The following is a 12,038-nucleotide window of genomic DNA, read 5'->3' as shown; positions in this document are numbered from 1 at the left end:
ACGTGAGTGACTCAGCCGCCCCCTATTACACTCTTGAGGCTCACCTGACCACTGGGCGCTACCATAAGCTCGGCAATCCCACCATCGCGTAATTCCCGCTCCAACTGCAGGGCCTTTTCTTTGGGGGCAAAGTAGGCCTCTATACCGTACTTGATGCGGTAAAATTGCTCTGCACTCCAGGGATTAGCACCGGCAATCCGCCCCTTAATAAATATCCCCTCGTTCGGTTTTTCCAGGCTCGCCGCAGAAAATTCATAAAGCCCTGAGGGGGATTTTTTCAAGGAGACATACACCACCTCCCCCTCTCGTATAGGGCGTTCTCCCGTTAAGGCTGACTTGGCAATACGGGAAAAGTCGTAATTCAAGCGCGCATAGTTGCCGCGAAACAGGGAGCGGGGGTCTACCGGTATCGTTTTTACCCGGATTGGCTCTCCAGTCCAAAGCGGCACCTGTGCCTTTACATACATGCCTACCAGAATCAAAAACTGTGCAGCTATCGCCGTACCCAAGGCAAAAGTCAGTCCCTTTTTCATTGTGCTCCCTCCCTGCCCTGGTGGTACTTCCAGTACTTGGCGGCGCCCAATAACAGGCCCGCAAATAAAATAAAGATCAGCGAAGCCCCCAGGTAATCACCGATCAGATCGATATAACGCAGCAATGCTGTGATCAGTATCGACATCACCCCAAGGAAGAAATAATGGGAAATACCATCGTGAATACCCCGGTAAATTAACCAGCTACCACAGCCAATAAGGGCGAAATTGGTAGCCACTTGCAAATACATCGCCAAGTCTTGGTTATCACTGCTACTGACAGTGATGAGGGCACCAATAAAGAACACATAGAGCAAACCACTCGATATCAAGCGCCTGGCCGGCAGTGCCAACAGCAGAGTAACAGTGGCCATCGCGGCCACCACCAGCCACAGAGACAACCGGTGTTGCCAATCGGCCTCGATCAACGCCTCCCAAGGCTGTGCAAAGCTGAATACCAACAGGCTGGCCAGGGCAAAACGCAGACACCACACCGAGATTACTGCAGCGTAGTCCTTGGCCACCGGCGAAGCCCTCAGCGCCAGCCAATGACTAAAGGTATACAGCAGAATAAACAGGGAGACCGCCACCGCCAGATTCTCTGAATAAAATTCCAGCCCCGCGCCCAGCTGCTCGCCACGCCAGAATTCCGATAGCGAGAATTCGATCCAGAAGCCGATGCTCACCACAAGCAGCAGCATAAGAATGGAGCTCGCTCGCCCGCGTAAAAGTACATAGAGAGATAGCGCTATAAAGAGCGGGAAGAGCGCCGGGTAATAGCCCATGCTCACCTGTAAAAAAAACCACAGCAGTGCCAGCACATTAGCCTGAATGGCCAGCCAAGGGCTGCGGGTAATCAAGGCAAATGGTAAACAACCCAGTGCCCACCAAAAGATTCCATCGGGCATATGCTCACCCAGATGGTAGATTTGTGCGATCAGGATTATCGCGGCACCAAAAAAGAAGTTCCCCAGTAGAAAGAGTCCTTCGCCTGCACGGCGGCCCCCTGTGCAATAAGCTCGCAAGGCAACACACTGAGTGACCAGCGTTAGCACAATCAAACCGCCCATACGCAACGCGCGGGGGATTTCTTCCCAATTGGCGCCAATCAGGGTGATCAGTGCGAGCGCGATAAATAGATAAGCGAGCCCCACTAACACGTTGTAGCCCAGTGAGCGCTGCCGGGCACTACGATAATCCACCTGGTAGCGGGCGCAGATTAGCTCTGCCTGTGCCTCGCTGATCACCCCGTCATCCACCCAATCCTCGGCTTCACGCGCCAAGTCATATTTCAATAAGCGTATCAATCGCATACCACTGTCCTGCGGCCAAATATCCATTGCGGCGCTGTTCAGCGCCCGCTGTAAGTCTTTGGAGTATCTCTGATGTCGTCTCCATCCACAATCTAACAACCAAGCCGGTCAAGCCCCAGGGCAGCAAGATAGCGACAAGCTATCTGACACATTTAAATTGTTAATTTTTATCAAAATTAAACCACCAATAGTATTAAGCCCAGAGAAATTACTGACACAACGCGGTATTCACTTAAGGAGTTACCCATGTCCCGTTACATCGAATCCGAACTTAAACCCTTCAACGCCAAAGCCTACCAAAATGGCGAGTTTCACGACGTCAGCGATGCCGATGTCAAAGGCAAGTGGGCGGTATTCTTCTTTTACCCCGCCGACTTCACCTTTGTTTGCCCCACCGAGCTGGGCGATCTGGCCGACAACTATGAAGAGTTCAAGAAGTTGGGAGTGGAGATTTACTCCGTATCCACCGATACCCACTTCACCCATAAAGCGTGGCACGATTCCTCTGAAACCATCGGTAAGATCCAGTACCCGATGATTGGTGATCCCACCGGCACTATCACCCGCAACTTCAGCGTAATGATTGAGGAAGAAGGTATCGCAGACCGCGGCACCTTTGTAATTGACCCGGAAGGCCGTATTCAGATCGTTGAGATCACTGCAGGTGGTATTGGCCGCGACGCCAACGAACTGCTACGTAAAATCAAGGCCGCCCAGTACGTGGCCGAACACCCCGGTGAGGTATGCCCGGCCAAGTGGAAGGAAGGCGAGGAAACCTTAGCCCCGTCTCTCGACCTGGTAGGTAAGATTTAAGTTTTCCCAAGCCCTCACAGGATTGGAACTGGCTTTGCCCACTCTTTGGTGGGCATTGTCATTTATAAATTCTGACAAACTGATCCGAACAAATTCAATAGAGTAAGCTTTACCACGGATTTCTTTTCAGAAAAAGCTCACCTGATCATCACAAATTTGAGTGCAGTAAGAATCTAGTTCTCCCTACTTTTGATGATACGATCGCACTCGGATAATAACTGAATAGCCAATAATGATTCATCCATAGGAGCTTGAGGGCATTCAGTGCGTCCTGCAGAAATACAGCGTTGTACCGCTGCAGCCTCATAAATGAGCCCCTCTGAACTTGGAAAGTTAAATTCCCCCTGAATACTAGGGAGATGGAAAACCTGTGTTTCAACAACATTTTTTGGATTACGGCGGCTTCCACCGTACTTAATTAATGAAAGACATGTTGGACTATGCGCGGGGGCTTGCACTCTAATCCGACCTTTCGACCCATATATATCCATCTCCTCCGCACCTTCATATAAAATGCTCCAGGTTGCTATTGCTGTTGATGACCCTTCAAAATGGATATGCATTGCGCCTGCGGCCACTTGCCCAAAACCATAGCCATCAATTACTCCAGCACAGTCAGTTTCTTTAATATTACTTCCACCAAATATTAAAGCTTGATGAATAGGGTAAACCCCAGCATCGAAGCTGCCTCCTGTTTTCCAGGTTGGCGAATTTAATCCTTCATCACGCTTTAGGTCAAAACTTAAATCTGCTCTAACTTGCTGGACCTCTCCGATATCACCACTTTCAACTATTTTTCGTGAGTATTCAATTGCTGGAAAGAAACGCATCCACATAGCCTCACTACAAAACAGGCCTTTTTCCCTGGCCAGAACTTTTATTTTAACGATATCTTCTACAGAAAGAGCGACTGGCTTTTCAATAAAGACATGTTTTCCTGCATTTAGAGCCAAAATGGCATGTTCAGCATGAGACTCTGTTGTGGTTGCGATATAGACTATATCTACAAGAGGGTCACTCACCAAGTTTGCATAATTCCCATAATATCTTTTAGCCCCATGCAATATTGCAAATGCCTGCGCACGGCCAATATCCCTTGCCGCAACTGCATAGACTTGGGCTGACTCAAGAAAATTCAGCACCAAGGCAAAGTCGTTTGCAATTTTCCCACAACCAATAAAACCCCACCTATACACCCGCTCACTTTCCATAGGTAGATTATCCATAGGCGATACAACCATACCCGACTCGGATGTATATAGGCCCACTGGGTTAATCTCCAATAAGTTGTTAAACACCAGTGTAATGAAAAAAGTTAGGCTTACCGCCAAATAAACGCTGCGGAGTTATAAATTGAACCAACCAAACATCTTGACCGACTAGTCATTTGCGATCTGGAAAAGTGACAATTATCCAAACCCCCTAATGAATTTTGAAATAGTACAACTTACTGAACGTCTTTTTCCTATAATGGCAAGTAATAGATATAGCAATATTTCATTAACCGAGATATCAAATCGAAGACAATAAGCTTGCCTCTATTACTACATCTTACTAAATGTAATCAAACCATCATGTACCAGCTATTTATTGCCAATAAAAACTACTCTTCATGGTCTTTAAGAGTTTGGCTCTTAATGAAGGAGATGTGTATACCGTTCGAGGAAAAAATGATCACTTTTGAGGGTGGGGATAGTTGGAAAAAATTTTCCAGTTTCTCACCTAGCGGAAAACTACCTTGCCTGAAAGATAACAATCTCTTAATCTGGGATTCTCTTTCAATTACAGAGTATCTAGCCGAAAAAATCTCTCTCATCTGGCCAATGAATAGGTCTGCCAGAGCTTGGGCGCGCAGTATTTCAGCAGAAATGCACTCAGACTTTGAATTCTTCAATAGCAAATCGCTAAGCTGCGCGACAGAAGTTAACACCCCAGTAATACCAGATAATCTTAGTAAAGCGCTCACCCGAATTGATGATCTGGTGCAGGAAGGACTTAGAAATTTTGGCGGCCCTTTCCTTGCCGGCGAAAAGTTTACCGCCGCAGATGCATTCTACTCTCCAACAATCATTAAAATAAATAACTACAATTTATCAGTTAGCACAGAGACAAACCAATATTTCAACAAGATATTGGCTTTACCAAATTTAAAGGAATGGATAGGTCAGGCCATACAGGAACCATGGAAAGTTTCAGAATATGAAGAAATGGAAAAGGATATTGGGAGGATAATAAGAGACAAGAGAGGACAAGGATAAACTATAGATATCCCACTTCCAGCTAAACCCAATTTAAACTAAGGCTTCATAGGGGTGAACAACAGATGTGTTGTAGATCTTACAGAGAGCTAACCAGGCTAAGCCCCCTGTACCCCCCCGAAAGATTAGCCAATCCAAGACTTGGAATTATGGTGAAAACCCACCCCAAAGCCTCTCGATAATAGCAAATGTCCAGAGATTATTGATAAAAAATACAAAGTAACCTAGCTATTATCATGATCAACTATATAGATTGCCACCTGTGACACACTACCTACAAACACCCCTTACCTACCAAACGATAAAGATTCTTCAATCCAAATTGAGCTGACTATCTACACCTATAGCATTAATAAAACTCAGATCATGTGAGACCAATAAGACAGCACCAGAAAAATCCATAATGGCATTTACTAATAGCTGGCGGGAATCCAGATCCAAGTGATTATCTGGCTCGTCTAGTAGTATGAGGTCTGTGGCAATGGTGCCCCGTGTAACGGCAAGTAATGCCACTTTTAGTTGCTCCCCTCCACTTAGGAGCCTGAGAGGCAGCAGCGGCGTATCTCCCCTTAGCCGCAAACTACCTAGCATGGTACGCCATTCAGATTCTTTTCTACCGGGGTGAAGATAGAAAAGATTCTCTAAGGCGGATAACTCTTTATTGAGAAAACTGAAGTCCTGATCTAAATAACACAAACTTCCACGATTTTGGCAGACACCACTTAGAGCTTTTAGCTGACCAGCTATGACCTTTAGCAGAGTGGATTTTCCACTACCATTGCCACCCGCTATCCTCCAACGTTCCCCCTTGCGGAGTGTTAAAGATATAGGCTTATTATGAGAACCATATGGGAGCTGCAAATTTTCAAGATGTAATTGTATTGATTTGCAAGAATCACACTTAGTGAGGGATAGCTTTTGCGGCCTTAGTCTCTGTGACTCAATTACTGTTATTTTACTTATTTCCTCTCTTTTTTTCTCTAACTGTAACTGGCGCTGCTCTAACTTTCGCTTTAATTTTCCAAGACCTTTCCCTGCACGATCTTTTTGTGAGTCCATAAGACTCTTACTTTGAGAGTTCCGCTTGCCTTTTCCCTGCCGTTGTCTAGTAGCGAAATTATGCAGACTTTTCTGCCTGACATTATTTAGTTGGTTGAACTCTTTTCGATTATCCTCTGCCCTTTGGAGTAGGGCTGCTTGCTCTGTTTCTTTTTGTTGCATATACGCACTGTATGCGCCGCCATAGGTTTTCAATCCTCGCTGATAAATCTCTATTATTTGTCCAGTATTTTCTAGTAACTCTACATCATGGCTAGCGACCAGTGCCCCTCCTGCATGATTTAAGATTTTCTCTAGCAGCCACTCCCGTCCACTCTGATCAAGATGATTGCTAGGCTCATCTAGCAGCAAGTAGTCGTTTGAGAAAGAGAATGCATGGATAAGGCTTAACTTGGCTCTCTGACCACCACTCAGTCTTTCTATCGGCGTATCCAATGGCGCATTGATTTTTGCTTCCTCTAGCTGGCGTTGCCAGATAAGAGGCAGGTGCCAATAGTCTGCAACAGATATCAGGTCATCCTCTGATGCATGCCCTTGCTCAACCCGTAAAAAAACTTCATACAAATGGCCATCTGCAAGACAATCGACGATCCGCAAATCAAGTCGGGGATTAAGCTGTTTCACCAGATGATGGCGTCTTCTCCAAGAGACCTTACCACCAGTAACGGAAGCTTGACCGTGAAGAACACTTAGTAGTGTGGATTTCCCGCTGCCATTAGGTGCAACTAATCCAGTGATTCCAATAGGTAATTCCAAGCTTACTTTATGGAAAATCGGGGTGTCCCCAAATATCAGGGAGATGTTTTCAAGAGTACAAATAGCTGTCATATGCCCTCCGATCATAGGACCGTGCGGCGTATTTCTGCTATCAGCCAAGATAGGTGTTTGAGGAAGATACGCCACCTGCAAAGGATTGATTAGGTCCGCAGCGATAGAGTGCGAACTTAGTTCCAGTTATGCGCAGGGCTTAATTCATCGGCGTAAATGACTCCGGACAAGATATTAGATTAGTATTTCCCAAGGCGTGGGCATCTATTAAAGGCGCTTAGCGTAATTAATATGCCAATATATTTCAAGCACTATTTGCAAACCAATCAACTTAGATGATACCTACTATCCTAGCGGCTAGAGTAACCTAACATGCTTCTCCATCGAGACTTGGTACTGAACACTGCGCCACCAATCCGACCATCTAGTAGCTTTCTAAGTCTCAACTTGTAGGAAGGGGGTACCTTAACAACCCGCCAGTATTTTCGTTCAAACCACTCTCTTATAGTCAGACTGATTCATCTGTAAGTGAATGGTTAGGATTAAATAACCCTGCACATTAAGAATTTCAACGGGTTAACTTTCTTTCTGAGCCATAAAGGTAATATGGATTGTCAGGAACTTACCGAGACTTTACCAACCTCTCAATAAAGGCTACCAGTGTGCAGAAAACAATCCCCGCCAGAAGAAATACTGGAACTATATAGATAGCAGTTTGTATACCATAATTCTCATCCAGCCATCCTACTAAGGCATGGGCAAATATCAAAAACACGCCCCCCATTCCAAGAGAAAATGAAACAGTAAACGGTGGATTTCTTGAACTACGCGTCAACCACTCCATCGTATAGGGAAAAAGGTAAGATAGAGTTAGACCACATACAGGCAACCACAAAGGATTAACCCAATAACCAAGAAGAAATACAACTGCTGTTGATACAAAAGAAATTATCAACCAAATAAATGCACTACCCCTTAGAAGGATGAAGGTAAAAAATATCCTTCCAATACACAGCAGGCCAAAAAAAATTGAAAGTAAAACATCTGCCTCAACAGCCCATGGACCACCCCTTGCATCAAGAAATAACACAAGTCGACTAGCAAGGATGTGTTCAGATCCATTATATGCAGAAACAATTAACCCACCCCCAATTGCAATCCACCATTCTTTTGGCTCTTTATCTCGTTTACTGTTTTCTCGATAAGCACTGGGATCAAAGTCCCCACCTCCTGTTTGATGCCTTCTTTTTCTTCTGAATAAGCCGACATAAATATATAGAAGAATGACAGCAGCAAGTACGCCAAATAAATAGAACCCCCCTTCCCAGTCAAAATAATACTTATAGGATAATGCAGGTATTAAGGGAGATAGTATCGATGCAACTCCATAGGTGCTATGCAACCCACAATATCCTTGACGCGCGAGATCTTGAGGAACAAAAAGAGGGATTGCTACATTAATCAGTACCATACAGCCCCCTGCTCCCATTCCAAAAATAAAACTTCCTAAAATAAGAGTGGGAAAGGAATGATAATAACCAGAAACTCCCGATAGTATTGAGCCAACCCCCATAAAAGCGACAAATAACCCCAAACCCGATATCACTCTAACTCTCTTTACCCATAAAGATCCTGATAGAGTCAATAATAAGGCAGAAAAAGTAGACAAAAAGAAAAAGGTAGAACCCTTAGAAGGGGTTACAGAAAAGTAATCCAAGATTTGAGGATAAATTGGCGCCTTATAAACCTCTATAAAACCTAGAAGAAATAGCGCTCCATAACAGGATAACAATCCAAACCAATAGATCTTTTGCTTCACGCAGCTCTTCTTTTAATATAGTGATCGCACTCTACAACCATCTGAATCGCTCGCACGGAGTCTGCTAGAGGAAGCTCCGGGCACTCAATTAAACCTTTCTCCAAACATTGCTGCACAGTCCGAGCCTCGTAGTATAGCCCCTCAGAGTTGGGATAATTAAATTTACCCCTAATTCTCGGCAGCGGGAATTCATACATCTTAGAAACATTATTCGATCTTCTATCGCCTGAAATTCTAGTTGTTGAAATCTTTGTTGGACAATGCGCCGGCGTAAAAATTTTTATCCTGCCTTCAGTTCCATAGATCTCCAACTCTTCTGCTCCCTCCACCAGATGACTCCAAGAAACAACTGCAGTAGATCCAGAATTAAAGTGGGCATAAATCAGTCCGGCTCCATCTTCCTTAAATCCATGATCATCAAGTACCCCGGAGAACTCCAGATCTGATGTATCCCGACCCAGTATCATCAACGCTGCATGTATTGGGTATACCCCGGCATCCAAACCTGCCCCAACTTTCCATTTAGGAGATTGAAGCCCTTCGTCCATGAGTAAATCAAAACTCAAATCAGCCCGTAGCTGACAAACATCCCCAATGCCACCGGAAGTTATAATGCTTCTGCAGTGTTGTATAGCTGGAAAGAATCTCATCCACATACCTTCCATGCAAAAAAGCCGCTTTTTATTGGCAAGATCCTTAATCTTTTGGGCATCTTCGACGGTCAGCGCTATAGGTTTTTCAATCAGTACCGGCTTCCCTGCCCTTAAAGCCAATTCAGCATGCTGTCGATGCAACTCGGGAATAGTCGCAATATAGACAATATCGACTTCTGGGTCAGAAACTAATTCCTGGTAATCTCCATATGCTCGACAGACTCCATGCTTACCTGCAAAATCTTTAGCCCGCCCAAAGTCCCTAGAAGCCACAGCATGAATTTCTGCAGATTCCAGATAATTGATCACTATGGCAAAATCATTCGCAATCCTTCCACAACCAATAAACCCCCAACGTAGCTTTTGGGGAGAGACCCTCTCTGGAGTATAAACATTCGCTATTTCTACGTCCTCAATCAGCCCCTCTTCATCTTCTATAGTATCGGGATCTAATACGAGTTCAGGGTGGTAGTAAAGCCTCTCTTGCAGGCTATTCCAGGCACCCTCAAGATGTTTACCCTTTATTTTGTTCACCCATATGCACCTTCCGAGAGGTGCAGGTAGAGGCGCGCGTAACGTTCCTGAACGGTGGATTGAAATCTGTTTAATTGCCGTTTTGTATACATCCAGACTCAGCCCCTTCACACTAGCGGAAAGTCCCAGATTCACGTAAATGTCAAACAGCAATTTAACTTCTGCCTTAGATATCAATCCCATCTGTTCAGCAACCAGTGAAGTAAATAGGCAATCAATACCCACAGCTTCACCATGCATCAACCTAAAAGCCTCATCACGTTCCAACCATCGAGATAGCGTATGTCCAAAGTCCATTGGCCTAGATAAGTTCTCCTCTTTTAAATCTCCCGCAATACTGTCAAGCATTGCATCGATACAATTTATTAATAATTTATAGGATGCTTCTCCCGGGAGCCCATCAGGTCCCAGAAATTTATTTTCTAATAATGATGCACCTTGGGCTGACAATGTATCGAGTACATTTCTATTAAATACCACGCCAACCTTGATCATTTCACCAATCGCGCTTTTCAGCACTCGCTGTGGATTAGTTTTTAAGAAGGTTGGATCAATTATTGTGTGCAAAGGGCTATGAAAAGCACCTATCCCATTTTTGATGTTGTGGTTTACACTAACCTTAATACCGATAGATGAGTCAATCATGCCCATTAGAGTGGTTGGGATACGTATCCAGGGCGTATTACGTCGCCATACCGCACTGACAAACCCTATTGTATCCGTTACCGCTCCCCCCCCGATAGCTACAATTGGCTCCCTATAACGAAGAGGGTTGACCTTCCATATTTCATCAATCATTTTTAAAAGACTGTCAATATTTTTTGACTGCTCACCGCCCTTCATAACAATTGGAATAAATTTAACCCCAACAGACTTTTCCCACGCAATGATAGATTTTTCATACAAACCCCAAACCTTGTCATCAACACAACAAATAATTCTGTTCTTTGGGGGCCTTAAGAGCTCAATAAGAAACCGATTGCCGAGGTCAAACAGCCCGTGGTGATACCAGATTCTCTGATTTGTAGGGGCCTGACAAATAGTGTCTGAAACTTGGACAATAGAGTGATGGTTTTCGTCTGCTCGCACTTGAGCCTTGATACTAGGCTCAATCAATGTGGCTAACTCAAGTACACTGCATGCATGATTTAACCGCGGTAGCCGCTGGTATTTTTCATTATCATCATCCAAGATAGATTCAATGAAAAGCCTCTTCAAATCACGATAATCTTGTTCAAATAAATAGCAATACCATATAGCCCCCTTTTCCTTTCTTGTAAGTTCAAGCGCGCGATCAAGCCTATCCGGCATAGCTTGTCGAATGAAAATCGGCCTGCCCCTGAGCCCTTTCCGCATCACTATACAGTTTTCTACACCTTCACAACGGGTAGCCAGAAAGGAGAAACTGATTCCCAAATTGGTTTTTAAAGTAAAAGATAGCTTTTTGAAATCCTCAATATCACCAAATTGCTTCTGTGCCGTCTCATCCTGATTCACCACTACATCCACAATGTTGTGGGGGGCTAGATTCCACTTTGCGACACAAAGCTCAAGCTCATGGCAGCATTGGTTAAGTAACATACCTTCGGCATTTTGCCTGAAGATGCTTTCCAAATTAGCTTCTGGATGTGGATTGTGATGTATAAATCCCACACTTCTGGACTTTAACTGCCATTGTTCATTAATTCTCTCAGCTTCGCTGACGTAGCTGGCGATATGCTTCTGATAGCCTATAACAACATTTACATGCTCCTCACCAGCACGTCTCTCCATGTCACGCAATTTTTCCAGTGAGTCGGCGCCAGGTTTTTCCAGGTAGATATTTCTATACCCTTTGCCTACTACAAAATCAAAAATCCTTTTCGTTGATTGAGTTCTAACTGAAATCAACACCAAACTTTTATGGGAAAGATTTGCCTTAGGTAATTGTTCTAAAGAGGAATAGAGTTTGAAGTCACCAAATTGATCTTTGAGCCTTGCCATCTCCTCATGAAATGCCATCCCTTTTTTAGAAGACGAAACAGCAGCAGACAGCCAGTGCTGCTCAACGATGGCATCTACTACGACATTAGGCATACTCATCAACTGAGAAAGATGCAGCCATCCGATTGACTCCCCTGGCAAGCCAACACCAATCACGATGACATGCACCACATTTTGGTTCATGGGGCAATCTCATATCAAATCGAAGCCTATCAGGCTCACATGAATCCGAGCTCCTTCTTTAACTCATTGCTAACGTCCTCCCATTTAGACTCCAAGTCTTTTCTGTTCTTGAGCCTGTAACG

The 12,038-nt window shown here is 44.5% G+C and carries 8 protein-coding genes; 2 read left to right on the top strand and 6 right to left on the bottom strand.

Going from position 1 to position 12,038, the window contains the following annotated elements; translation table 11 throughout:
• Nucleotides 1-11 precede the first annotated feature (11 nt).
• Nucleotides 12-533 carry a GDYXXLXY domain-containing protein gene (locus ACJJIT_RS06895; RefSeq protein WP_444900424.1) on the bottom strand — a complete coding sequence of 174 codons (522 nt, stop codon included), beginning with the start codon at nt 531-533 and terminating at the stop codon, nt 12-14.
• Entirely contained in the window at nt 530-1,846 is a 1,317-nt protein-coding gene (locus tag ACJJIT_RS06890) for a DUF2157 domain-containing protein (protein WP_444900423.1), read from the bottom strand. Before ACJJIT_RS06890 ends, ACJJIT_RS06895 begins: the two co-directional genes overlap by 4 nt.
• Nucleotides 1,847-2,092: 246 nt before the next feature.
• Between ACJJIT_RS06890 and ahpC the strand changes: the two genes are divergently transcribed.
• A complete protein-coding gene (ahpC, locus tag ACJJIT_RS06885) occupies nt 2,093-2,659 on the top strand; it encodes an alkyl hydroperoxide reductase subunit C (protein WP_252082162.1) in 567 nt (188 codons plus the stop codon).
• Nucleotides 2,660-2,832: 173 nt separating this feature from the next.
• Here the strand turns inward: ahpC and ACJJIT_RS06880 are convergent, their stop codons facing one another.
• Nucleotides 2,833-3,870 (bottom strand): Gfo/Idh/MocA family protein, encoded by a 1,038-nt coding sequence (locus tag ACJJIT_RS06880; protein ID WP_444900422.1) that lies wholly within the window; start codon nt 3,868-3,870, stop codon nt 2,833-2,835.
• A gap of 363 nt (nt 3,871-4,233) precedes the next feature.
• Between ACJJIT_RS06880 and ACJJIT_RS06875 the strand changes: the two genes are divergently transcribed.
• A complete protein-coding gene (locus ACJJIT_RS06875; protein ID WP_444900421.1) occupies nt 4,234-4,917 on the top strand; it encodes a glutathione S-transferase N-terminal domain-containing protein in 684 nt (227 codons plus the stop codon).
• 312 nt (nt 4,918-5,229) lie between these two features.
• Here the strand turns inward: ACJJIT_RS06875 and ACJJIT_RS06870 are convergent, their stop codons facing one another.
• The 3 genes from ACJJIT_RS06870 to ACJJIT_RS06860 all read right to left on the bottom strand — a co-directional run bounded on the left by ACJJIT_RS06870 (nt 5,230) and on the right by ACJJIT_RS06860 (nt 11,916).
• Nucleotides 5,230-6,804: an ATP-binding cassette domain-containing protein gene (locus tag ACJJIT_RS06870; RefSeq protein WP_444900420.1), complete on the bottom strand. Its 1,575-nt coding sequence runs from the start codon at nt 6,802-6,804 to the stop codon at nt 5,230-5,232.
• Between the two features lie 562 nt (nt 6,805-7,366).
• On the bottom strand, nt 7,367-8,563 hold the full coding sequence (locus ACJJIT_RS06865) for an MFS transporter (protein WP_444900419.1): 1,197 nt from the start codon (nt 8,561-8,563) through the stop codon (nt 7,367-7,369).
• Nucleotides 8,560-11,916: a Gfo/Idh/MocA family oxidoreductase gene (locus tag ACJJIT_RS06860; RefSeq protein ID WP_444900418.1), complete on the bottom strand. Its 3,357-nt coding sequence runs from the start codon at nt 11,914-11,916 to the stop codon at nt 8,560-8,562. The genes ACJJIT_RS06865 and ACJJIT_RS06860 overlap by 4 nt, the downstream gene beginning before the upstream one ends.
• Nucleotides 11,917-12,038: the final 122 nt, after the last annotated feature.

Source organism: Microbulbifer mixtoriginis (SeqCode), from assembly GCF_052467515.1.
Note: the sequence above shows the minus strand (reverse complement) of the source record. Positions and strands in the feature narration are given on the sequence as shown.